This is a genomic window from Streptomyces pseudoechinosporeus (assembly GCF_054783935.1).
Window position 1 is genome coordinate 226,378 of sequence record NZ_BAAGPS010000091.1, and the last position, 21,579, is coordinate 247,956.

Annotated in this window: 20 protein-coding genes and 1 pseudogene; 8 read left to right on the plus strand and 13 right to left on the minus strand. The window is 70.6% G+C overall.

What is annotated here, in order from left to right:
• Window positions 1-873 precede the first annotated feature (873 nt).
• The 5 genes from ACYVO6_RS47880 to ACYVO6_RS47900 form a co-directional block, all read right to left on the minus strand.
• On the minus strand, window positions 874-2,895 hold the full coding sequence (locus ACYVO6_RS47880; RefSeq protein ID WP_461073041.1) for an SWIM zinc finger family protein: 2,022 nt from the start codon (window positions 2,893-2,895) through the stop codon (window positions 874-876).
• On the minus strand, window positions 2,895-5,762 hold the full coding sequence (locus tag ACYVO6_RS47885; RefSeq protein WP_461073043.1) for a DEAD/DEAH box helicase: 2,868 nt from the start codon (window positions 5,760-5,762) through the stop codon (window positions 2,895-2,897). Before ACYVO6_RS47885 ends, ACYVO6_RS47880 begins: the two co-directional genes overlap by 1 nt.
• Before the next feature lie 137 nt (window positions 5,763-5,899).
• Entirely contained in the window at window positions 5,900-6,481 is a 582-nt protein-coding gene (locus ACYVO6_RS47890) for a sugar kinase (protein WP_461073045.1), read from the minus strand.
• Complete coding sequence (locus ACYVO6_RS47895; protein WP_461073047.1) at window positions 6,478-7,629, minus strand: ROK family glucokinase; 1,152 nt, start codon at window positions 7,627-7,629, stop codon at window positions 6,478-6,480. The genes ACYVO6_RS47890 and ACYVO6_RS47895 overlap by 4 nt, the downstream gene beginning before the upstream one ends.
• A 153-nt stretch (window positions 7,630-7,782) precedes the next feature.
• On the minus strand, window positions 7,783-8,520 hold the full coding sequence (locus ACYVO6_RS47900) for a GntR family transcriptional regulator (RefSeq protein WP_461073148.1): 738 nt from the start codon (window positions 8,518-8,520) through the stop codon (window positions 7,783-7,785).
• Window positions 8,521-8,647: 127 nt separating this feature from the next.
• On the opposite strand from ACYVO6_RS47900, the gene ACYVO6_RS47905 reads away from it, so the two are divergent.
• Window positions 8,648-9,661, plus strand: a complete 1,014-nt coding sequence (locus ACYVO6_RS47905) for a Gfo/Idh/MocA family protein (protein WP_461073049.1) — start codon at window positions 8,648-8,650, stop codon at window positions 9,659-9,661.
• Window positions 9,662-9,817: 156 nt separating this feature from the next.
• Here ACYVO6_RS47905 and ACYVO6_RS47910 read toward each other — a convergent pair whose 3' ends face one another.
• Together ACYVO6_RS47910 and ACYVO6_RS47915 are read right to left on the minus strand one after the other, a co-directional pair.
• Complete coding sequence (locus ACYVO6_RS47910; RefSeq protein WP_461073051.1) at window positions 9,818-10,492, minus strand: response regulator; 675 nt, start codon at window positions 10,490-10,492, stop codon at window positions 9,818-9,820.
• A 53-nt stretch (window positions 10,493-10,545) separates the two neighbouring features.
• Window positions 10,546-11,877, minus strand: a complete 1,332-nt coding sequence (locus tag ACYVO6_RS47915) for a sensor histidine kinase (protein ID WP_461073053.1) — start codon at window positions 11,875-11,877, stop codon at window positions 10,546-10,548.
• Window positions 11,878-12,048: 171 nt separating this feature from the next.
• On the opposite strand from ACYVO6_RS47915, the gene ACYVO6_RS47920 reads away from it, so the two are divergent.
• Complete coding sequence (locus ACYVO6_RS47920) at window positions 12,049-12,249, plus strand: hypothetical protein (protein WP_461073055.1); 201 nt, start codon at window positions 12,049-12,051, stop codon at window positions 12,247-12,249.
• A gap of 42 nt (window positions 12,250-12,291) precedes the next feature.
• Here ACYVO6_RS47920 and ACYVO6_RS47925 read toward each other — a convergent pair whose 3' ends face one another.
• On the minus strand, window positions 12,292-12,684 hold the full coding sequence (locus ACYVO6_RS47925; RefSeq protein ID WP_461073057.1) for a guanyl-specific ribonuclease: 393 nt from the start codon (window positions 12,682-12,684) through the stop codon (window positions 12,292-12,294).
• 117 nt (window positions 12,685-12,801) lie between these two features.
• Entirely contained in the window at window positions 12,802-13,431 is a 630-nt protein-coding gene (locus ACYVO6_RS47930; protein ID WP_461073059.1) for a dihydrofolate reductase family protein, read from the minus strand.
• A gap of 194 nt (window positions 13,432-13,625) precedes the next feature.
• On the opposite strand from ACYVO6_RS47930, the pseudogene ACYVO6_RS47935 reads away from it, so the two are divergent.
• Window positions 13,626-13,730 (plus strand): annotated as a pseudogene (locus ACYVO6_RS47935) (SDR family NAD(P)-dependent oxidoreductase); the annotation flags it as partial.
• A gap of 31 nt (window positions 13,731-13,761) precedes the next feature.
• Here ACYVO6_RS47935 and ACYVO6_RS47940 read toward each other — a convergent pair.
• A complete protein-coding gene (locus tag ACYVO6_RS47940) occupies window positions 13,762-14,181 on the minus strand; it encodes a pyridoxamine 5'-phosphate oxidase family protein (protein WP_461073061.1) in 420 nt (139 codons plus the stop codon).
• Window positions 14,182-14,353: 172 nt separating this feature from the next.
• Window positions 14,354-14,647, minus strand: coding sequence for a hypothetical protein (locus tag ACYVO6_RS47945; RefSeq protein WP_461073063.1), 294 nt, complete (start codon window positions 14,645-14,647; stop codon window positions 14,354-14,356).
• A 134-nt stretch (window positions 14,648-14,781) separates the two neighbouring features.
• On the opposite strand from ACYVO6_RS47945, the gene ACYVO6_RS47950 reads away from it, so the two are divergent.
• On the plus strand, window positions 14,782-15,396 hold the full coding sequence (locus ACYVO6_RS47950) for a TetR/AcrR family transcriptional regulator (RefSeq protein WP_461073065.1): 615 nt from the start codon (window positions 14,782-14,784) through the stop codon (window positions 15,394-15,396).
• A 99-nt stretch (window positions 15,397-15,495) separates the two neighbouring features.
• Here ACYVO6_RS47950 and ACYVO6_RS47955 read toward each other — a convergent pair whose 3' ends face one another.
• Window positions 15,496-16,647: an asparaginase gene (locus ACYVO6_RS47955; RefSeq protein ID WP_461073067.1), complete on the minus strand. Its 1,152-nt coding sequence runs from the start codon at window positions 16,645-16,647 to the stop codon at window positions 15,496-15,498.
• 299 nt (window positions 16,648-16,946) lie between these two features.
• Between ACYVO6_RS47955 and ACYVO6_RS47960 the strand changes: the two genes are divergently transcribed.
• Genes ACYVO6_RS47960 through ACYVO6_RS47975 form a run of 4 tightly spaced genes read left to right on the plus strand, consistent with a single transcriptional unit; the run spans window position 16,947 to window position 21,075 of the window.
• On the plus strand, window positions 16,947-17,618 hold the full coding sequence (locus ACYVO6_RS47960; RefSeq protein ID WP_461073150.1) for a helix-turn-helix transcriptional regulator: 672 nt from the start codon (window positions 16,947-16,949) through the stop codon (window positions 17,616-17,618).
• A 6-nt stretch (window positions 17,619-17,624) separates the two neighbouring features.
• Window positions 17,625-18,689 carry an ornithine cyclodeaminase family protein gene (locus tag ACYVO6_RS47965; RefSeq protein ID WP_461073069.1) on the plus strand — a complete coding sequence of 355 codons (1,065 nt, stop codon included), beginning with the start codon at window positions 17,625-17,627 and terminating at the stop codon, window positions 18,687-18,689.
• Window positions 18,668-19,852 (plus strand): alanine racemase, encoded by a 1,185-nt coding sequence (locus ACYVO6_RS47970; protein WP_461073071.1) that lies wholly within the window; start codon window positions 18,668-18,670, stop codon window positions 19,850-19,852. Before ACYVO6_RS47965 ends, ACYVO6_RS47970 begins: the two co-directional genes overlap by 22 nt.
• A 50-nt stretch (window positions 19,853-19,902) precedes the next feature.
• Window positions 19,903-21,075: a pyridoxal-phosphate dependent enzyme gene (locus ACYVO6_RS47975; RefSeq protein ID WP_461073073.1), complete on the plus strand. Its 1,173-nt coding sequence runs from the start codon at window positions 19,903-19,905 to the stop codon at window positions 21,073-21,075.
• Between the two features lie 57 nt (window positions 21,076-21,132).
• Here the strand turns inward: ACYVO6_RS47975 and ACYVO6_RS47980 are convergent, their stop codons facing one another.
• Complete coding sequence (locus tag ACYVO6_RS47980; protein ID WP_461073075.1) at window positions 21,133-21,537, minus strand: winged helix-turn-helix transcriptional regulator; 405 nt, start codon at window positions 21,535-21,537, stop codon at window positions 21,133-21,135.
• Between the last annotated feature and the right edge of the window lie 42 nt (window positions 21,538-21,579).

A 21,579-nucleotide genomic window follows, 5' to 3' on the forward strand; every position in this document is an offset into this window, starting at 1 on the left:
GGGTGAGAGCGTAGCGCTCGGGGGGCAGCGGGCCGTTGGTGAAGCGCATGAAGACAGGGCCGGCTCGAGGCGGACCAGGACCACGGTTGCCGGGGCACCTCGTCCTGCCCCCCGGTGCAGACCGCCTCACCAGCGGGCGCTACGCGCAGCCCTGGAGCATCGGTCGCACCCCTTCAGGCACCGCCTTCGAGCGTCACTCAAGCGTCAGGAGTCCGCACCGATGCTGGACGCTGTCACCGATGCGGTTCTTTCCATGCGATGGCCTCGCCGGCCGGACGGCCTCCGTGGCGCGACCGCGCCGACTGGCGCATCGGCCCGTGCGCGGGCTGCGGCGCACCCATCCACCGCTACGTGCCAAACAGCATCGCAGGCCGAAGGACGACCAAAGGGACTCTCTTACGCTGGCCGCTGTCAGCAGTTCCGGTAGGAGGGCCGTTCAACTCCTGGCGAGCCAGGAACATCACCAAGACGGCGTCGAACTCCCCACAGAGCGACCTGTTGCCACGCGCAGAACCCCCGCCGGAACACTCCGACGGGGTCCTCACGTCTCACGCGCTATCACACGCATCTCACCAACAGAGCCGACGCTCCCGGACCGCAAGGCCCTGACCTGCACGTACACCCCTGTCCTGGACTGCCGGAGACACTTTGTACGACCTGTGCCAGGTGGTCCCGAGTGAGGGACCGAGGACGAGGACCGGGGCGTCTTCCGGGCCGTCGAAGCGGTACTGGAGGGCAGGGGTCTTCATCTCACTCACCGCTCCAAGCTAGCTTCCGCACCTGTGGCCGCGAAAACGGGACCGGTTTGTCCACATTGCCTGCACGGGGCCGCCACATGTGAGGCGGCGGCACACTGGGGAGTTCAGCCGGGGCTCATGGGGCGTCCGGTGTGCCCAGGCCGGTGAGGGCGCCGACCGGGTCGAGGTCGGGGGTGCCCCGGGGCCACCAGTCGTCGTGGCCCGGTTCCGACTCGTACGCGTACCAGAGGCCGTCGTGGCCGAGGCGGAGCTGTATGTGGCCGCGAGGGTGGGTGAGGTGGTTGTGCCAGGGGCGGAAGGCGGGGAAGTCGGCGGCCAGGAGGAGGGGACGGGCGCGGTCGAAGCGGCCCGCCGGTGGGTCCCAGGATTCCTCGAGGACGGCGAGCCCTTCGAGTCCGCCCTGGCGCCAGGCGGCGACCGCGCGCGCCAACTCGGCGGGGGTGCGGCCGGCGGCGGAGGCGAGGGACGCGTACAGGGCGCGGGTGGTGGCGGTGAGACCGGAGCCGGGGCGGGTGGCGGCGAGGCGGACGGCGTCCTGCCAGAGCGTCAGCTCCGCGACCGGGTCGCGTCCCGTCGTGAGCAGCGCGTGTGCTCGGGTGGCCGCGTCGGTGGCCAGCTGGTCGAGGGCCATCGGGTCCGGGCCGCCCGGGGAGGCCGGATAGACCGGCGGCTGTTCGGGGTGTGCGGGCGGGGGCAACGGCTGTGGCAGCGGCGGGAGTTGGCGGAGGGCCAGGGCGTCACGGGCGCGTACGCCGGGAAGTTCGGGTTCTTGGCCTCCTTCCTGACCTGCGCTGGCCGAGCGGGCGGCCAGGGCGGCGTTGCGGCGCGACAGCGCGTCCAGCAGCTCGCGCTCGCCTCGGCCGCGCAGCAGGAGCAGCACGAAGGGGTCTTCGTCCAGCAGTCGTGCCGTCTGGTAGCAGAGGGCTGCGGCGTGCTTGCAGGGGTGTCCGAAGTCGGGGCAGCTGCAGTGCGGTTCGAGGTCTCCGGAGCCGGGGAGCAGTTCGACCCCGCACTCGGCGAGCGACTGGGGCATGTCCTTGTCGAGCAACGCCGCGATGTGCCCCGGCCGTTCGGCAGCGGCGTCCAGGAACCGCTCCCAGTCCTCGTCCGTGAGCGTACGCATCCGGATCTGCACCCGGTACGGCCGCGGCCGACTCCCGTGCACATACGCGAGCACGAGCCCGGGCGTGACGGTCACGGCATCCACGTGCCCCTCCCCCGCGTACACCCGCCCGCGCGCAAGCCGCGCCGGATCCAGCGCCGCCTCCTCCAGTGCCCTCACCCAGGCGTCACCCCACCACGTCTCGGCGAATCTGCCGCCTCCGGGCGACCGCCGCGGAAGGGCGGGGAAGGTTCGCCGCAGGTCGCTGGCGGGGGCTGGGGGCGTGGTGTGCGGCTGGGGGGCTCCTCTGGGCGCGGAGGGGGAACGGGGCGATGGACCGTCCGCGTCGGGTGCGGGTCCGGTGGGTCGCGTACGGGCGCTTCGGCCGACGGGGCCTACAGCGGGCGCCGCGCCGGGTGGGAACCTTCGCTCGGTGGGCGGAGGGGCGGCCTCCGGGGTCGTTGCCGAGTGGACGGTGCTGTGGGGAGGCGCCGCGCGGCGGTCTGCTGTGCTCGGTGACGGTGCCGAGGCGGAAGGCTTCGGCTTCGCGTCAGCGGGGCGGCGCGGGCCATCAACTCCCTTGGCCCCAACGGCTGTACGGGCCCGACTCGCGCCGGTTCGGGCGGCGCGCAAGGCCTCGCGGGCCACGTCACCGGGACGCGGCGCACCGGAGCCCACGCCATCGCCGGGACGGTCGGCGACCGAGGGCTCGGACGCGTCCTCGTTCTCGTCCTCGGTACGCACGGTGCGTGGCCCGCCCGCACCCCGCAGAGCCTCACGCGCCACATCACCCGGCCGGAGCCCCTGCGGAGTCCGCCGCGTCCGCCGCCGGGCGGCGGTCGCCTCGGAGGCCGCCTGGTCCGTACCTCGTGCCGCCGGTCGCGCCTCGGGGGTGGCGGAGTGATCATCCTCCGAGTCGACCTCGTCGTTCTCGACCTGACCGCGCCGCGCGGCCCACAGGGCACGACGGGCCACATCGGCGGGCCGGGGCTCACCCGATGAGCGCGCCGGATCCGGTCGCCCTGTCGAAGACATCACGCCGACCTCCGGAGTGAGACCAGATCGGACAGTTCGCGGTCGGTGAGCTCCGTGAAGGAGGCCTCGCCGGAGCCCAGGATCGCTTCGGCCAGCGCCCGCTTCGAGGCGAGCATTTCGGCGATGCGGTCCTCTACTGTGCCCTCGGTGATGAGGCGGTGGACCTGGACGGGCTGGGTCTGGCCGATGCGGTAGGCGCGGTCGGTGGCCTGTTCCTCGACGGCTGGGTTCCACCAGCGGTCGAAGTGGACGACATGGCCCGCGCGCGTGAGGTTGAGGCCCGTGCCGGCCGCCTTCAGGGACAGGACCAGGACAGGCGTCGCCCCGCTCTGGAAGCGGTCCACCATGTGTTCGCGCTCGGGCACCGGCGTACCCCCGTGCAGCAGCTCGACCGGTACCGCCCTGGCCGCGAGGTGGGAGGTGATCAGTCGCGCCATCCCCACGTACTGGGTGAAGACGAGCGCCGAACCGTCCTCGGCGAGCAGCGTGTCCAACAACTCGTCGAGCAGGGCCAGTTTGCCGGACCGGGCGGCGAGCCGGGCCGTCCCACCGGCACCCGGCGAACCCACGGCTCCCGTGTCCTCCCGCAAGTACAGCGCCGGGTGATTACAGATCTGCTTGAGCGAGGTGAGGAGCTTGAGGACCAGGCCGCGCCGGGCGATGCCCTCCGTCGTCTCGATCGCCAGCATCGACTCGCGCACCACCGCCTCGTAGAGCGCGGCCTGTTCGCGGGTGAGCGGGACGGGGTGGTCCGTCTCCGTCTTGGGCGGGAGCTCGGGGACGATGCCCGGGTCGGACTTCTTGCGGCGCAGCAGGAAGGGGCGGATCAGCCGGGCGAGGCGGGACACGGCCTCCTCGTCCTCGCCGCTCTCCACCGCGCGCGCGTGCCGGGCGCGGAAGGACTTCAGCGGGCCGAGCAGTCCGGGGGTCGTCCAGTCGAGCAGGGCCCAGAGTTCGGAGAGGTTGTTCTCCACGGGCGTCCCGCTCAGGGCGACCCGGGCCGGCGCGGGGATCGTACGCAGTGCCTTCGCGGTCGCCGAGTACGGGTTCTTGACGTGCTGCGCCTCGTCCGCGACGACCATGCCCCATCGCTGCTGGGCGAGCCGGGCCGCCGCCGACCGCATCGTCCCGTACGTGGTGAGGACGAATCCGCCGTCCAGGTCCTCCAGCGTGCGGCCCGCTCCGTGGTAGCGGCGGACGGGGACGCCGGGGGCGAAGCGGTTGATCTCCCGCTGCCAGTTGCCGAGCAGCGAGGCCGGGCAGACCACGAGGGTCGGCTCGCGGCGCGCCCGCTTCAGGTGGAGGGCGATGACGGTGACGGTCTTGCCGAGCCCCATGTCGTCGGCGAGGCAGCCGCCGAGGCCGAGCGAGGTCATGAGGTCGAGCCAGGCCAGCCCGCGCAGTTGGTAGTCCCGCAGCCGCGCCGTCAGACCGGCGGGCGGCTCGGCGGGCCGTACCCCCGCCGTCAGCCGGTCGCGCAGCGCGGCCAGCGCGCCGACGGGCACCGCCTCGACCGTCTCGCCGTCGACCTCCGCGCTGCCGGTGAGCGCGGCGGAGAGCGCGTCGACCGGGTCGAGCAGCCCCAGTTCGCGTTTACGCGCCTTGCGGACCAGGGCCGGATCGACGAGCACCCACTGGTCCCGCAGCCGTACGACCGGCCGGTGCGCCTCGGCCAGCGTGTCCATCTCGGCCTCCGTGAGCGGATCGCCGCCGAGCGCCAACTGCCAGCGGAACTGGAGCAGTTCCTCGCTCTCGAAGAACCCGGTGCCGTCCGTCGCCGAACCGGGCGCCGGACGCACCACCGCCGCCGCGCTCAGGTCCTGGGCGAGGTCGCGAGGCCAGTGCACGGCGACTCCGGCCGCGCCGAGGCGGGTCGCCGCGACGCCGAGCAGATCGGACAACTCGTCCTCGGACAGCGCGAGTACGTCTGGTACGTACTGCTCCGACAGCCGGTCCAGCGGCGGCCAGACGCGGGCCGCGCGCCGCACGGCCAGGGCGGCGTCCACACGCGCGCGTGGCCCGAACGTCGCGTCGGCCTCGCCCGCCCACAGGGCCGCGGCGTCGACGACGAGGGTGGGGTCGGCGAGGCTGTGCACCTGCACGACGGCCGCGCCCGCCCGCCGCGCGGCCTCGCCGTCGCCGGTGTCGCTGTCGTCGAAGAGGTCGTACGCGGACAGGTCCAGGCGCAGCGAGATCCGTACGCCCGCGTCCATGCCCGCGGCGACCTCCGCCGCCCAGTGCCGGGCGCCCGGCAGCCGCTGCGGCTCGCGCGCGGCAAAGGGTTTCCCGACGGCGTACGGCGCGGCCTCGGTGCGCGGCAGGGTGTCGGCGACGGCATCGAGGAAGGCGCGCATCAGCGCTTCCGGGTCGGGCAGTTGGAGTGGGCTCCGGCCGGGGAGCGGTACGGCATGTCCCTCGTACGGGAGGGCCGCGGCCACCGCCCTCAGGTGGGCGATGTCGTCCGGATCCAGTGGCCCGGCGCGCCACGCGTCGTGGCCGTCCTGCGTCAGTCCGGGCAGCAGTCGCCCGCGCGCGAGGAGCCGCAGCGCGTGCAGCGCGGCGGCGCCCCAGCATGCCGTGGCGGGATGCGCCGCGGGGTCCCGCCTCGCCCGTACGAGCAAGGGCAGCGCCTCGCCGACCGCGACGGTCAGTGCGGGCGCCGATGCCCGCCGGACTCCCGCGCCATGCCGCCGTACCACCGTCAGTTCGGCCTGCTCGCCCTCCGGCAGCGCCCCGCCGTCCGGGTCCCAGAACGCGATCCGCCCGTCCCGCGGCAGTCCGGCCGGCAGAAAGACGGCGGCGAGCCGGACCGGCAGCGCGGTCCGCGCGGCTTCTGCCACGCGCCGCTCGGCCTCCCCCACGCTCATGCTCCCTGCCACCTCCCTCACCCCGGTCGGACCAGTAGGACCACTGGTCGTCGGACCAGTCGGATCACTTGTCTTCGACTGTACGGGCCGGGTCTGACAATCGGGCTCGGCGGCCGAACCGGGAGGTCACCGGAAGGTCAGGGCGTCGTTCTGGAGACCACGTACACCATGGGATGGCCGGGCTTCGACCAGTTCACGACCATGTCCAGCGTGGGAGTCGGGTTCTTCCGCGCGCGGATGAGGCCCGACCAGGGGCCGGGTGTCGTGAAGTCCCAGTCGACGATGTTCCGGTGGCGGGCGCTGATAGGGAAGTCGTCCTTCTCCAGGGCGGCGCGGCTGGTGCCGATGTTCTTGAGGAACGTGTCGAGGCCGTCATCGCTGGTGAGGAACTGGACGTACAGACGGCTGGTCTTCCAGTTGTTCGTCTCGTAGTACGCGACCTTCTTCGAGGCCGGCGGGATCGGCACATGGTAGAGGCGGCGCTGGACGCGCGAGGGCCAGTCCGGAGTGAGGCCCCTCGCGGCGTACTTCTCTTCCTTGGTCCTGCCGCTGTCGCGACTCTGGTTGGCGGAGATCACCAGATAGCCGGCCGGGATGCCGATCAGCAGCACGATGATCAGCAGCGTCAGTGCGCGTCGGCGGATCTTGTGGCCCCGGCCCTCGGGCGGGCGCGGATCGTCCGGCGACGGCACCTGGTGGGACAGCGCGGCGGCCGTCACAGCGACCCCTGTGTCGTACGGCGCGACTGCACATACCGCTCGTATCGCTCATAGCGCTCCACCCTGCGCCGATTGGCACGCCGGAAACGGCGGGCGACGAGCCGGGCGAGATCGGCGGCGCCGACCATGCCGGCCTCGGGGCCGAGCTGAGCGCGGGCGATACGGGCCTCGGGGCGGTAGCCGCGGCCGGTCAGATGGCGTCGGAAGGCGTCCCGCGCGGGGCCGATCAGCAGGTCGTCGGCCGCCGAGACACCGCCGCCGATGACGAAGCAGGAGGGGTCGAGCGCGGCGGCCAGGTTCGCGATGCCGACGCCGAGCCACTGGCCGATGTCCTGGAGCAGCTCGACGCACATGGCGTCGCCCTCACGGGCCAGCTCGGTGATCATCGGGCCCGTTATCTCGGAGATGTCACCCTTGACGTGCTCGATGATGCCGTACGCCACCGGGGAGTCGGCGGCGGCGAGTTCGCGGGCCTCGCGCACCAGCGCGTTGCCGGAGCTGTACTGCTCCCAGCAGCCGCGGTTGCCGCAGGGGCAGCGGTGGCCGCCGGGCACGACCTGCATATGGCCGAACTCGCCCGCCACACCGAACTTGCCGCGCTTGACCTGGCCGTCCTCCAGGATCGCGCCGCCGATACCAGTGCCCAGCGTGATCATGACCAGGTGGTCGTCGCCACGGCCCGCGCCGAAACGCCACTCCGCCCAGGCCGCGGTGTTGGCGTCGTTGTCGACGAGGACGGGCACGGCGAGGCGCCCGGAGATCCGGTCCCGGAGAGGCTCGTTGCGCCACGACAAGTGGGGCGCGAACAGGACGCGGTTGCGGTCGGCGTCGACCCAGCCGGCCGCTCCTATGCCGACGGCGTGCACGTCGTGCCGGTCGGAGAGGTCCAGGACCAGTTCGACGATGGTGTCCTCGACGACCCTGGGGCTCTTGGACTTGTCGGGGGTCTCGGTGCGGACCTTCTCGAGGATGTTGCCGTCCGCGTCGACGACACCCGCCATCACCTTCGTACCGCCGATGTCGATGCCGACGGTGGGGACGCGGGGAGCCGTCAGATGCGATCGGCGCTCACGCGTGCCGACGGTCCGCAGGACGGTGGCCCGTGCGGAGCCGCGGTGTGCGAGGGCGAGGTCGCGGTAGGTGCTCATCGCGCCGATTCTGCCGCACGCGACGGCGCTGCGCTTCGCTGGGTGCGGGTGAGGCAAGGCCGTCTTTCGAGTGCGGGTTCGTTGTGGCTGGTCGCGCAGTTCCCCGCGCCCCTTAAGGGGCGCTCCCCGTACCGCCCGCGGGAAAAGGGGAACTCACGGACGTACCAGTAGCTGGAACTCGAACGAGTAGCGCGACGCCCGGTACGTGTGGGTGCCGTACTCCACCGCCCGCCCCGTGTCGTCGAACGTGGTGCGTTGCATGGTGAGGAGGGGGGCGCCTTCCGGTTCGCCGAGGCGGTCGGCCTCCACGAGGGTGGCGGCGCGGGCTCCGACGGTCTGGCGGGCGCTGTGCAGAGTGATGCCCGCGGCCCGCATCAGCCGGTACAGGCCGGTGGCCTCCAGCTGGGAGCTGTCCAGGTCGAGGAGGCCGGGCGGCAGGAAGTTGCAGAGGTACGCCATCGGCTCGCCGTGGGCCAGGCGCAGCCGTTCCACCCGGTGTACGTCGCTGCCCTCGGCCACCGCGAGGGCGGCGGCGATCTCGGCCGACGCGGGGACGACGGTGTTGACGAGGACCCGGGTCGCCGGGCGCTGGCCGGCCGCCTCCAGGTCGTCGTACAGGCTGCTCAGCTCCAGCGGGCGCTTGACCTGGCTGTGCACGACCTGGGTGCCGACGCCGCGGCGGCGTACGAGGAGGCCCTTGTCGACGAGGGACTGGATGGCCTGGCGGACCGTCGGCCGCGACAGGCCGAGCCGGGCGGCGAGCTCGATCTCGTTGCCGAGGAGGCTGCCGGGCGTGAGCTCGCCGTGCTCGATCGCCGCCTCGAGCTGTTGGGACAGCTGGAAGTACAGCGGCACCGGACTGCTCCGGTCGACGCTGAGCTGGAGCGTCACGGTCGGATCCACTTCTGCTTTGGGCACGGGGCGAGCGTAACTCTGGTGAATGATGACGGGAAGTCGTGAAGTTCGATTGTCAGGACAAAGCTTGACAGCGGGCTGGCTCCAGCCGCAGTTTGGTCCCATGCGCATCGGACTTATCGGAACGGGTCGTATCGGCACATTCCACGCGACGGCTCTCAGTCGCCATCGTGAGGTCGGCGGCTCTCTGATCGTCACCGACGCGGACACCGCCCGGGCCCGTGCGCTGGCCGACCGCCTGGGCGCCACGGCCGCTCCCGGCGTCGATGAGATCTTCACCTGGGGTGTGGACGCCGTGGTCATCACCACGGCCACGTCGGCCCACGCCGAACTGATCGGTCGGGCAGCACGCGCCGGGCTCCCGGTGTTCTGCGAGAAGCCCATCGCCCTCGATCTGCCGGGCACGCTCCACGCACTCGCCGAGGTCGAGACGGCCGGAACGATCCTGCAGATGGGCTTCCAGCGCCGTTTCGACGAGGGCTACACGGCCGCGCGCGAGGTGGTGCGCTCGGGCAGCCTCGGGCGGCTGCACACCGTGCGGGCGATGACGTCCGACCAGACGCCGCCCCCGGCCGCGCATCTCCCGCTGTCGGGCGGCCTGTACCGGGACTGTCTGGTGCACGACTTCGACATCCTGCGCTGGGTGACGGACCATGAGGTCACCGAGGTGTACGCGATGGGCTCGGACGCCGGGCCCGCGATGTTCCGCGAGGCGCACGACATCGACACCGCCGCGGCCGTCCTGACCCTGGACGACGGCACACTCGCCACGGCGACGGCGACCCGGATGAACGGCGCCGGATACGACGTACGCATGGAACTGGCCGGTGAGCTGGACCAGATCGGGGTCGGCCTGGACGACCGTACGCCGATCGCCTCCACGGAGCCGACCGGGCCGCCGCCCGCGACCAAGCCGTGGACCGGCTTCCTGGAGCGCTTCGCACCCGCATACGAGGCGGAGTTGCACGCCTTCGTCGAGGTCGTACGCGGCGAGCGGGCCAACCCGTGCGACGGACGCGAGGCGCTGCAGGCGCTGCGGATCGCCGAGGCGTGCGAACTCTCGCGGCGCGAGCGCCGGTTGGTGTCAGTGGCGGAGATCCCGGGCGGCCGGGACTGAACGCTCCGCTGGAGAGGCGGTTCGAAAGCTGCGGGCCGTCTGTGGCTGGTCGCGCCCGCGCGGCGGAGCCACACATTGACACAGCCCTGCGCCCCTGAAGGGGCGCGGTACCGCACGGGACTTCGGCAAGTCCGCTGCGCTGGCCGCTCTCAGCGCTCAGTGCTCGTCGCCCTCCAGGAGGCCCGCGTCGTACGTCAACAGCGCGATCTGCACCCGGTTGTTGAGGTCGAGCTTGGCGAGGATGCGGGACACGTGGGTCTTGACGGTGGCGACGCTCATGAACAACTCGCGGGCGATCTCGGCGTTCGAGTGCCCCTGTCCGACGGCGACGGCCACCTCACGTTCGCGGTCGTTGAGCACGGCGATGCGTCCGCGGGCGGTCGCACGCCGGGTGTCCGGGCCGCTGCCGCCCGCGGCGTGCTCCATCAACTGGCGGGTGACCGTGGGGGAGAGCACGGGGTCGCCGGCCGCGACGCGGCGTACGGCCTCGATGATGTCCGCCGGCGGTGTGTCCTTGAGTACGAATCCGGCGGCGCCCGCTCGCAGTGCCCTCAGGACCTGCTCGTCGGCGTGAAAGGTGGTCAGCACGACGACCTGCGGCGCGTCCTTGCGCTCCCTGAGCCGCTCCGTGGCGGCGAGTCCGTCCACGGTCGGCATCCGGATGTCCATGAGGACCACATCGGGGCGGGTCCGCTCGACGAGTTCCTCCACCTCGCTCCCGTCGGCGGCCTCCCCCACGATCTCGAGATCATCGGCACCGCCCATCATGAAGGCCAGACCGGCGCGAACCAGCGGGTCATCGTCGACGAGGAGCAGACGGATCGGAGTCATGGGCCTCACGTAATCATGAACTGGGGGTTCTTACGGTGGTGTTGGGTTCGGGCCTAACCGCCGGAGCCCCACGGCAACCACGCCGACACCTCGAACCCCCCATCCCCCACCGGCCCATGCGAAAGCCGACCCCCCGCCAACATCGCCCGCTCCGTCAACCCGATCAACCCCTGCCCGGACCCGGGCACAAACGGCACCTCCCCCGGCGGAGCCGGATTGCGTACGGACACGGTGAGTCCTGAACCCGCCACCCCCGAAACGGACACCGTCACCTCCGCCCCGGGCGCGTGCTTGCGCGCATTGGTCAGCCCCTCCTGGGCGATCCGATACGCGGTACGCCCGACAGAGGCGGGCACAGCGGCGGCATCGTCAACGCGGTTGTCGAGGCTCACCTTCATCCCGGCTTCACGCGACTCGGAGACCAGAGCCTCCAGCGCCCCGAGCGTCGGCTGAGGCCGCCCGGGCTCCCCCGACTCCGCGCCCGCGGGCCCGGCCCGCAACACCCCGATGATCTCCCGCAGGTCCTGCAACGCTTCGTGCGAACTCTCCCGAATGACCCCGGCAGCCCGAGCCACCTCCTCCCGAGGCGCATCGGGCCGGAACTCCAACGCCCCCGCATGCACGCTCAGCAACGTCAGCCGATGGGCCAGCACGTCGTGCATCTCGCGAGCTATCCCCTCCCGGGCCAGCCGCTGCGCCTGCTCGGCACGCAGCGCGGCCTCCGTCTCGGCGCGCCGGGCGCGATCCCGCAGACTCAGCAGAAGCTGACGGCGGGACCGGACGTACATGCCCCAGCCGATGATCGCGACGGTGAGCAGCGCGAAGAAGAGCACCGACGCGAGGTAGCCGAGCTCGGCGTCGGGCCGCAGCCAGTAGAAGAACGGGAGCATCGCGGTCGTGCCACCGCCGACCCAGGCGACGTACTTGAAGGGCCGGTGCACGGCCAGCGTGAACAGCACGACCAGGTCCGCCCCGCCCGCCGTGTTCGAGAGAAAGGTGACGGGGACCATGGCCACGGCAAGCCCGACCGGCCAACGGCGGCGCAGCCAGACCGCCGCACAGGCGAACGCCCCGATCCACTGGTCGATGACCTCCATCGCGTACGGGGTGTGGGGTTCGTTGGGCACGGCGTCCGCGGCGATCAGGCCGACGACGACGGCCACCAGGAAGGCGGCGAAGTCCACGACCCAGTCCCGCACGGTACGCCGGGGCCGTCCCGTCCGCCCGACGCGCGCCACCCGGTCGGGGTCGATCTCGACGGCGACCGCCGAGGGCAGCCAGCGCCGCCCGGGCAACGGCCCAGGGACAGCTTCCGGCTCGGGTGTCAGCCCTGCCGCTCCTGGTCCCGCCCCCGACGTACGCTCGTTACCGCTCACGGTCGACAAATCTACGCATCAACGACCACCCGCACCGCCCCTCCGCGCACGATCGCCGACCAAAGTCGCACCACCGAAGACTTTCGGCGCGACCCCTCCGCGCGGACTCCAGACTTCCGTCGGACATACCTCGCCCCGCGGCCGATGAGCGTGGGGGGTCCGCGGGGCGAGGATCCTGCCATGAAGCAGGTTCTGGAGTTTCTCGGCGTGATCGCCTTCCTGCAGGGCGCGGCCGGCCTGGTGCACGAGTTCACCGACTGGGACATCGGCCTCGTACAACGGGTCGGCTTCCTCGACGACTACGAGATCTACGCGAGCGTCACGCTGGTGGTTCTGTCGCTCGCGCTGTTCGCGGTCGCCGAGAGCCTGAAATCCGGGTGACCGGCAGCGGTGACCAGCAGCCGCACGGGGGGCGGCTGCTGGTCAACAGCTGTAGTTGACCAGCCGGAACGACTCGTAGTGGTCCGCGGTGTAGTAGTCCTCCTGCTGCTCCTCACCCGTGACGATGCGGCGAGCACCGCGGTCGCCGGAGCCGGGCGTGATCACCGTGTACTCGTGGTAGTAGCCGGTGTTCTGGTCAGGAAGGATGCCTTCGCGGTTCTGGAAGACGGTGCCGTCCTGGGGGAAGGGGAAGGGGCCGCCCGACTCGATCAGGTCGAGCGTGTCGTGCGCCTGGGACGGCAGTGCGCTGTAGCAGACGTTGCCGACGGCGGTCGGCGCCGCGTTCGCGGGGACCGTGGCGGCGCCGCCGATGAGGAGGGCGGATGTGAGGGCGACCAGAGCGCCGATGCGAGTGCTGCGTGGGGGGAATCTCATGGCTCCTAGCATGACGCGCGTAGACGCTGGCATGTCAATGTCAACGGCAGCAATTTCGCCCAGCAAGTCGCATGATTTTTCCGGGAGTTAACCTCCCGCAAGGTCGACACACGGGCGCTACGCGGTCTCCGTCGGCAGCTCGTACGAGCCGTACTGCGGGCGCCCTGCCAGCTCATACGTGTGAATGGCGACACCCGTACTCGTGACGCGCGCCTCGGCGTGTGTGAACGCGGTCGGTACGGCGCCCTCGGCGAAGAGACGGCGGCCCGTGCCGAGTACGACGGGGAACGTCAGCAGGTGCATGGTGTCGACCAGATCGAGCGCCAGGAGGGACTGGGCGAGGGCGCCGCTGCCGTGGACCTGGAGCTCCCCGTCGGTGTTCTCCTTGATCGCGGTGACCTCCTTGGCGAGGTCGCCGCGGACGATCGTGGTACCGGCCCAGTCGGCCTGCGTCAGGGTCGACGAGGCAACGTACTTGGGCAGGGAGTTGAGCTTGCCGGCGACCGGGTCGGCCGGGTCGGTGACCCTGGGCCAGTGCGCGGCGAAGATCTCGTACGTACGGCGTCCGAGCAGGAACGCGCCCGCCCGGCCGAAGACCTCGTCGATGAACCGTCCGAAGTCCTCGTCGCCGTACGGAACGCTCCAGCCGCCGTGCTCGAAGCCGTCGCGCGTGTCCTCGTTGGGACCGCCGGGGGCCTGGTAGACGCCGTCTAGGGTGACGAAGCTGGTGAGACTGAGCTTGCCCATGATGACTGCCTTCCTGGGAGGGAGGTGGTGTCTCTGCCATCAGCTCAGACCGCTCTCGCGCCCGCAACTCATCGGTCCGTGGACTCGAAGTCCGTTTGCCGCCAGCACCGGGATGTGCCAGCCGGTGTGATGAAGCCATGACTTCTCAAGAGCTCATGGCTTCTCAGGACCTCACGGACGCTTCTCGGAATCCGATGCACGGCAAGGTCGCCCTCGTGACCGGCGGCAGCCGCGGTATCGGAGCGGCGACGGCGCTCCGGCTCGCGCGGGACGGCGCGGACGTGGCCGTCACGTACGTATTTCCTGAACCAAGGCAGGAGCGAACCACGCTTATTCCTCGCGGGGGACGGGGAGATGCGTAGTGCCGGTGTCCACTCCCCATGACGACACCCAGTTGGGCACGATCTCCAGCCAGTTCGGGCCGAAGCCCGGACCGAGTACTTCACCGCCGTCGGTGTGCAGACGGGCTGTGCCCTTCAACAGGATCCCGCTCGGCGTCCAGGACGGCTCCACCTGCAGGTCGTCCACCACGAATGCCACCTGCGGGTTGGCTCGCAGATGCCGCACGTACAGGCGCTCCTGACCGCGGTCTTCCAGCACGTTTGCGCCGATCTTGATGGCGCCGCGTTCGGTGTCGAGGTGATATCCGACCGGCACCACATGCGGGTTGGCGGACGCCCCCACAGTGGCCAGTCGCCCGATCTTGTGTCCGTGAAGGTAGGCGATCTCTTGTTCGCTCAGCAGCCTCACTGCGATTCCTCCAAAACTCAACTTGCCCTACTGGTCACCGCGCTGAAGAGCTCCGCCGTGGCGGGCCCTGCCCAGCGTCAGCCGAGGTGAGGACGCTGAACAGGCATGGCAGCGCGGTGGACGGCCGTCGCGGGGACGTCCCGGGATTCTGTGTGGCGGTCATCGGGTGCCGTCAGTGGGAAACGTAGGAGGCAACCTCATGGAGCACGGTGACCACCGAGGGCTCGTCGCACCGCTCGTCCAGGGTCGCGCGGTAGTGCTGGAATGCCTTCAGGTCCTGCAGCACACCGAGGCCCTCCTTCATGTGCGTGACGGCCACGAAGGTGACCTTGTCGTCGAGTTGGAAGGTCGTGTAGCCCAGACCGTCGGGCCGCACCGATCGCAGCTCTTCATAAACGGCGGCCAGTGACTCCAGTTCGCGTTCCACCTCGGTCGGCTTGACCTTCCAGCGGATCATCACGTCCACGATGCGGCTCCTTCGCCTCGGTCACCCACAGCCGCCTGCCGCCCCGCCGTCTGCGGCTCGGTCTCCGGCTCAACTTCGGACGACAGCATGTATTCCAAAATACAAGGTGTCAAGCCAATGCTAGGATGGGAGCCATGAGCGTCCGGAAGTACGAGCAGCGCCTGCGCGCGGAGGGTGCGGAACAGACTCGGCGCCGCATCCTCGACGCGCTTTACGAAAGGCTGCGCGAGGCACCGACCGAGCCGGTCAGCATCGACCGCATCGCCAAACTGGCCCGGGTGGCGCGACCCACCGTCTATCTGGTCTTCGGTTCACGTGCCGGATTGTTCGACGCGGTCGGCGTGGACCTACTGGCGCGCGGCGGGTTCGAGGACATGCTGCAGGCCGCAGCGCACCCGGACGCGAGCGAGGGTCTGCGTGGCGGCATCCGCGGGGTTGTCGAGCTGTACGCGGCCCATCGGGACGTGTTGCGCGTGCTGTTCTCGATGGCCCTGCTCGACGCCGCCGCGGTCGGTGGCGCGATCCAGCGGATGGAGCAGGGCCGGGCCGCCGGACTGGCCCGGCTCGCCCAGGGCCTGGCCGCCCAGGACCGGCTGCGTCCGGACATCGCCGCCGACCAGGCCGCCGACCTGCTGTGGTTGCTGACGAGCTTCGACGGCTTCGACCTGCTGTACACCGGCCGTGGCCTGTCCGTGGAGGAGACCGCGACGACACTGATCGCGACCGCCGAGCGCAGCCTGTGCCGATGACACATGAGCCCGGTCGTCGGGCGCGCACTGCGACGACTCCGCCATGCTCGTAGTACGGGGGACACCACCATGCTCGCAGTACGGGGATCGTGAAGGCGGTTACCGGGGCCGGGCGATCTGTTCCACACGTTGGTCGGTGGCCCGGAGGCCGACGGAAGTCAGCTCGCCCACGAGGTCGGTCAGTAGCCAGTCGGTGACGTCCTGTCCGGTGAGTCCCTGGCTGAGCAGGAACGTCAGTTTCACGTAGACGGCCTCGAAGGTCATGTCCTTGACTCCAATGGCGCCGGCACGGTGCAGGAACTCCCCGGCGGCGTACTTGTGCAGGTCGATGTGCGCCTGCACGCACTGGCTGGTGATCACGACCGGCACCTTGTGGGCCACCAGCTCTTCGATTGCCTCAGCCAGGCCTTTCTCATCGCTGGGGCCTTCCCCGGCCCCGTAGGTGCGGAAGATGACGGCGGCCGGTGCGGGGGTCGTGGCGGCGCGAAAGCGGTCGGCCGTCATCCCGGGGGTGGCAGTGATCACGGCGATGTCCTGCGCGCGGTAGGGAAGGGGACGTGCCCAATTTCGGGCGGCTGCCGTGGTTGGGGGCCCGTTCTCGCCGCTCGATGGGTGCAGGGGAGCAGTGTGAGGGCTTTGGAATCCCTCAAGCTCCACTGCCGAGACTTTCGTCGCGCGAGTTCCGGCGAACAGTTTGCCCGCGAAGAACAGTGACACCGACGGCGGCCCCGACATCACCGCTCGCGTCGCGCCGAGCACGTTCGTCCTGGCATCCGTTCCAGGTACGCCGAACGGGATCTGTGAGCCGGTGAAGACGATCGGCTGGGCCGGCCCGATCAGTCCGAACGACACGGCCGCGGCTGAGTGGGCCAGAGTGTTGGTGCCGTGCAGGACGACGACGCCGTCGTAGTCGGCGCTCCGTTCGCGGATGTGGTCGATCATGGCCTGCCAGTCGGCCGGCGCCGCGTTCGACGAGTCGATCAGCCGCTCAAGCTCGACTACGTCGAAGGTGACGCCCAGGTCCGCGTCGCGCAGCAGCTCAGCGATCTCGCCGGCCACGTCGACCCCCAGCTCGTAGCCTCGTGGCGAGTTGACCATGCCAATCGTGCCGCCGGTGTACAGGTAGAGGACGCGCGTTGGGGCGCTCATTTCGGTGCGGATTGCCTTTCTGCGTCGGGATGTCCGGGTCAGCGGAGAGAGGGCCCGCCCGGGAACTCCGGCGATGCCGGGGCATTGGTTCGGCCGCAGCATCTACGCGTAACCGGTGTCGGCAGGTCGCCCGTGATGCCGGAGCTCTCCGCGGCGCCGTTGAGGAGTCGTTCGCGTTGTTGACACCGTTCCGCCCCCGTCGTCGCCGCCCGGTCCGGCACTGGACGAGGAATCTAGAACCATCTAGACTATCTGTCTACACCTAGACTAAAAGTTGATTACGCTGGGATGTTCCCTGGTATCCACGGACATGCCGATGCGTGATTCGCGTGTTACCGACCGCTCCTGCCGGTTCTGCAGCACGGTGCGGTCCGATCAAAGGGAAGAGAACTGTGAACGACGTGCCGGGCCGTCAGCCCGATTCGCGGCCTGCCGCTTCTGCGGGCGCCGTGGACGCGGACGAGCACCTCATCCGCGAGGCGGAGAAGATCGCAGCGGCCGTGGGCAGGACGCTGCCCGGTCTGTGCGAGGTCGTCCTCCACGACCTGCGGAATCCGGACCACGCCATTCGGGTCATCGAGAACAACCTGTCGGGACGTCAGGTGGGCGACTCGGCGACCGAGCTGGGCCTGGCGAGGATCAGCGACCCCGAGTACCCCAGCGTCATCCAGAACTACGCCAATCACTTCCCGGACGGCCGACCGGTCAAGAGCACCTCGATCGGCATCAAGAACGCTTCCGGCGACTACATCGCCGCCCTGTGCCTCAACCTCGACGTATCCGTGCTCTCACCGCTGACCCTGACCCTGGCGAACCTGGTCGCGACCGAGACCGAGCACCGCGGGGAGCCCCTGGAGACGCTGCGCAGCCGCAACACCCGGGAGCTGCGCCGGGTCGTGGAAAGCCGCGCGGCCGAGCGGGCGGTCAGCCCGCGCGCGCTCCCCCGGGAGGCCAAGCGAGAACTCGTCCGCCAACTGCGCGAGGACGGCTTCTTCGAGTCCCGCGACGCCGCGCAGGTCATCGCCGACCTGCTCGGCATCTCCCGCGCCACCGTCTACAACTACGCGAAGTGAGAAACCGTGACCAGCACACCCGCCACCGGCGCGCCTGCCGCCGGAGCCGGTGCAGGGATCACCCTGCACAACGGATCTGCTGTGGAGGTGCCATTGCTGCCGTCGACTGAACACAATGCCGCCACGGAGATCACCGGACGAAGCCTGCTCCACGTGCGCGAGGAACAGACCGCCGCGGCCGTCGACGACGATCTCGCCCTGGAGGCGGCCCGGGCCGCCTTCCTCGACTCGGTCACCGGCGCGGCGCCGGACAGCCTGGTCACTCATGGTTCCGACCCCCGCAACCGGTACACGGTCAAACCGGCCGCCTCGACGACCCATGCCGGAGTCAAGATCGGAACCTACTGGCCGGGCAATGACCAGTACGGGCTCCCGCGGCACCACTCGACACTGCTGCTGCTCGACCAGCGGATCGGCCGGATCGCCGCGGTGCTGGAGGTCGGAGCTGCCAACGCCTACCGCACTGCTGCTGCCGACGCCCTTGCCGTCCAGACCCTGGCCCGCGCCGATTCGCAGGTCCTCGCCGTCTTCGGAACAGGGCACCAGGCACTCCACGAAGCACGCGCGGTCAGCCGTGTTCGCCCGATCCGCCAGGTGCTGGTGGTGGGGCGCAGTGAACAGCGTGCCGCAGCCATGGCCGGCACTCTGCGCGGAATGGGCCTCGACGCGGCACCGGCTGAGGCCCGAGATGCCTGCGCGGCGGCCGATGTCGTGGTTACCGCGACCACCAGCACTGTCGACGACGCACCGCTCTTCGCAACCGAATGGATCCGCCCGGGCACCCACGTCTCCTGCATGGGCGCCGACGCCCCCGGCAAGCGGGAACTGCCCCCGCCGCTGCTGGCACGGGCCACGTTGTTCTGCGACCTTCCTCAGCAGTCCCGCCGGCTGGGCGAGTTGCAGCACGCCCCCGCCGACGCACCGGTGACCGCACTCGGCGACGTGCTGACCGGCCACGCACCAGGCCGGACCAGCCCTCACGACATCACCGTCTTCGACAGCTCAGGCATCGGCCTTCAGGACCTCCACCTGGGTCTTGCCCTGCTGGAATGCCTGGGAGTCTCCCTGTGACCGCTTCTGCACCTCTCACCACGCTGGCCGACCCGGACACGCCGTTCGCCGTACTCGACGTATCCCGCTCGCGGCGAAACGCTCAGCGCCTCGTCGGCCGTCTGCACGAACTGGGGGTGGCTCTGCGGCCGCATGCGAAGACGGCGAAGAGCCTGCAAGTCGCCGCGCTCATGCACGACGGCCGACCGGGACCGATCACGGTCTCGACCCTGGCCGAAGCCGAGGCGTTCGCCGACGGCGGCTACACCGACATCACCTACGCCGTCGGGATCGCTCCGCACAAGCTGCCTCGAGTCGTGGCGCTGCTGCGGCGCGGAATCACGCTGCGGGTCCTCCTCGACAGCCCTGAGCAGGCGCGCGCCGTGACCACCGCAGCCCATGAGGCCGCAGTGAGAATCCCGGCGCTGATCGAAGTCGACTGCGACGGCCACCGGGGCGGTGTCCTGGTCGACGACGACGCACTGCTCACCATCGGACACGAGCTCCACGAGGCCGACTGTTTCGACGGGATCCTCGTGCACGCCGGCGAGTCCTACTTCGCCCCGACCGCGGAAGGGCAGCGCGAAGCGGCCGCCCACGAGCGCGACATCGCCGTCGCGGCCGCCCAACGGCTGCGCGAGAAGGGGATGGAGGTCGCAACCGTCAGCGTCGGCTCCACCCCGACCGCGCACGCCGCCGCCGACCTCACCGGAGTGACCGAGGTCCGCGCCGGCAACTACGTCTTCTTCGACCTGGTGATGGCCGGCCTGGGCGTATGCGGCATCGACGATCTCGCACTGTCCGTGGCCGTCACCGTGATCGGGCACCGGCCCGAACACGGATGGATCCTCACCGACGGCGGCTGGATGGCGATGTCCCGAGACCGCGGCACCGCAAACCAGGGCGTCGACCAGGGATACGGCCTGGTCACCGATCTCACCGGCACCCTGATCCGCGGCCTGGTCATGACCGGGGCGAGCCAGGAACACGGAATCCTCACGGCCCGCGACGGTCACCCGCTGCCCGATCTACCCATCGGCACGCGCCTGCGGATCCTGCCCAACCACGCGTGCGCCACCGCCGCCCAGCACCACGGCTACCAGGTCATCGACAGCGCCGAACCGTCCACCACCGGCACCGCCCCCCGCATCACCGACGTCTGGCAACGGATCGCAGGCTGGTGACCAAGCCCTCCCTCCGACGCGCACCACCCCTGACCCGTAGTGGAGGAACTATGAACACTGCCAGCCCTGCCAGCCTGCGGCAGGCGACCGCATGGCCTGCGCTCGTGGACCGAGCGGGCCGCCGGTACCCCGGTGACCGGCCTCGCTGGTGCGGCGACGACAGCTCACCGCTGACCGTCGCGCAGCGCCCCGGCATCACCCGAGCCGACATCGACCCCGGCGTACCCTCGCAGTGGCGCTACGCAGCCGCTCTGGGCATGCCGGGCCTCGCCCCCGTCACCCTCGGCGAAGGCCGCACACCGCTGCTGCCCCGCCGTCTGGCCGGGCTCGACGTCGCCGTCAAGATGGAGACGCAGAACCCCACCGGCAGCTTCAAGGACCGGGGCAGCTCGGTCATGCTCAGCGTGCTCCGCGCCCAGGGCGTGACCGCGGTCCTGGAGGACTCCAGCGGCAATGGCGGCTCGTCCGTGGCGGCCTACTCCGCCGCCGCCGGCATCCACGCGCAGATCCTCGCGCCCGCCACCACCTCGCCGGCGAAACTCCTGCAGAGCCGGTTCCACGGTGCCGAGGTCGAACTGTGGCCCGGCACCCGGCAGGACACCGCCGACGAAGCGCTGCGGCGCTCCGGCGAACGCTTCTACGCCAGCCACAACTGGCAGCCGCACTTCCTCGAAGGCATCAAACTGATCGCCTACGAGATCTGGGAGGACCGCGGCTTCACCGCACCCACCGCGGTCGTGATACCCGCCGGCGCCGGAAGCCTGGTCCTCGGCTGCGCACAGGGCTTCGACGAGCTGTACCGGGCCGGCGAGATCGCCCGCCCGCCTCGGCTCCTGGTCAGTCAACCCGCCCGCTGCGGCCCCCTGGTGCGAGCCTTCGCGGCAGGCGACGACCACGTCGAACCAGCCCAATGGCACTCCACACTCGCCGAGGGCACCGCCATCACCCGACCAGTCCGCGATCAAGAGGTGCTCGCCGCCGTCCGCGCCTGCGGCGGCGCGATGACCGCGGTGGACGAGGCAGACCTGGGTCCAGCCGTCCTGACACTGGCCCGAACCGGCCTGTACACCGAACCCACCAGCGCTCAAGTCGTTCCGGCACTGGCCCAGTTCCTGGCTGCGGGACACCTTCATCCGGACGATGACGTGGTCGCGATCCTCACCGGATCGGGACACAAAGCCGCCGCGGCAATGGCGGGGCTGCTCGCCCCCGACTCACAGTGAGCCGGTCCGCCCCGCTTCCGGTTCCCCCGGGCAGCAAGGGCGGCTGGCGAGTGAAGGTCAGTGGTGCGGCGCGGGCGGTCTGCCCGGTGCCGACGCGCCCCTGTCCGGGAGGTGGTCCTCAGCCCACACGGTCAGGGCGGCCAGCGGGATGAGGAAGGCGTTGCCGTGCGGGGTGAGGCTGTAGTGGTGGGTGCGGGATGGCGGTCCGGGGTGGACGGTCCGGGTGACGAGGTCGACAGTGATCAGTTCCTGGAGGCGGTCGGCGAGCATGCGGTCGCTGATGCCGGGGACTTGGTCGCGTACCTGGGCGAAGTCGGCCGGGCCCTTGGCCAGGGCCGCGATGATCAGGCCGTTCCAGTCTGCGCCCAGCAGGGCGAAGGCCCGGGTGAGGGCCGGGATGGGCTGGGTCGGCTGCGGGAGTTCGCACTGGTGCGTCGGCTGAGAGCGCTGTGGGGTGGTCATGGTGCGTGTTCGCTCCAGTGTGCGGCGCGAGGCATCACGGTG

Excerpts from the sequence above, each read along its gene's own strand:
- ACYVO6_RS47880 (WP_461073041.1), bottom strand. The coding sequence starts at position 2,895 with ATGTCTTCGACAGGGCGACCGGATCCGGCGCGCTCATCGGGTGAGCCC.
- ACYVO6_RS47885 (WP_461073043.1), bottom strand. The coding sequence starts at position 5,762 with ATGAGCGTGGGGGAGGCCGAGCGGCGCGTGGCAGAAGCCGCGCGGACC.
- ACYVO6_RS47895 (WP_461073047.1), bottom strand. The coding sequence starts at position 7,629 with ATGAGCACCTACCGCGACCTCGCCCTCGCACACCGCGGCTCCGCACGG.
- ACYVO6_RS47905 (WP_461073049.1), top strand. The coding sequence starts at position 8,648 with ATGCGCATCGGACTTATCGGAACGGGTCGTATCGGCACATTCCACGCG.
- ACYVO6_RS47910 (WP_461073051.1), bottom strand. The coding sequence starts at position 10,492 with ATGACTCCGATCCGTCTGCTCCTCGTCGACGATGACCCGCTGGTTCGC.
- ACYVO6_RS47920 (WP_461073055.1), top strand. The coding sequence starts at position 12,049 with ATGAAGCAGGTTCTGGAGTTTCTCGGCGTGATCGCCTTCCTGCAGGGC.
- ACYVO6_RS47925 (WP_461073057.1), bottom strand. The coding sequence starts at position 12,684 with ATGAGATTCCCCCCACGCAGCACTCGCATCGGCGCTCTGGTCGCCCTC.
- ACYVO6_RS47930 (WP_461073059.1), bottom strand. The coding sequence starts at position 13,431 with ATGGGCAAGCTCAGTCTCACCAGCTTCGTCACCCTAGACGGCGTCTAC.
- ACYVO6_RS47950 (WP_461073065.1), top strand. The coding sequence starts at position 14,782 with ATGAGCGTCCGGAAGTACGAGCAGCGCCTGCGCGCGGAGGGTGCGGAA.
- ACYVO6_RS47955 (WP_461073067.1), bottom strand. The coding sequence starts at position 16,647 with ATGCTGCGGCCGAACCAATGCCCCGGCATCGCCGGAGTTCCCGGGCGG.
- ACYVO6_RS47970 (WP_461073071.1), top strand. The coding sequence starts at position 18,668 with ATGCCTGGGAGTCTCCCTGTGACCGCTTCTGCACCTCTCACCACGCTG.
- ACYVO6_RS47975 (WP_461073073.1), top strand. The coding sequence starts at position 19,903 with ATGAACACTGCCAGCCCTGCCAGCCTGCGGCAGGCGACCGCATGGCCT.
- ACYVO6_RS47980 (WP_461073075.1), bottom strand. The coding sequence starts at position 21,537 with ATGACCACCCCACAGCGCTCTCAGCCGACGCACCAGTGCGAACTCCCG.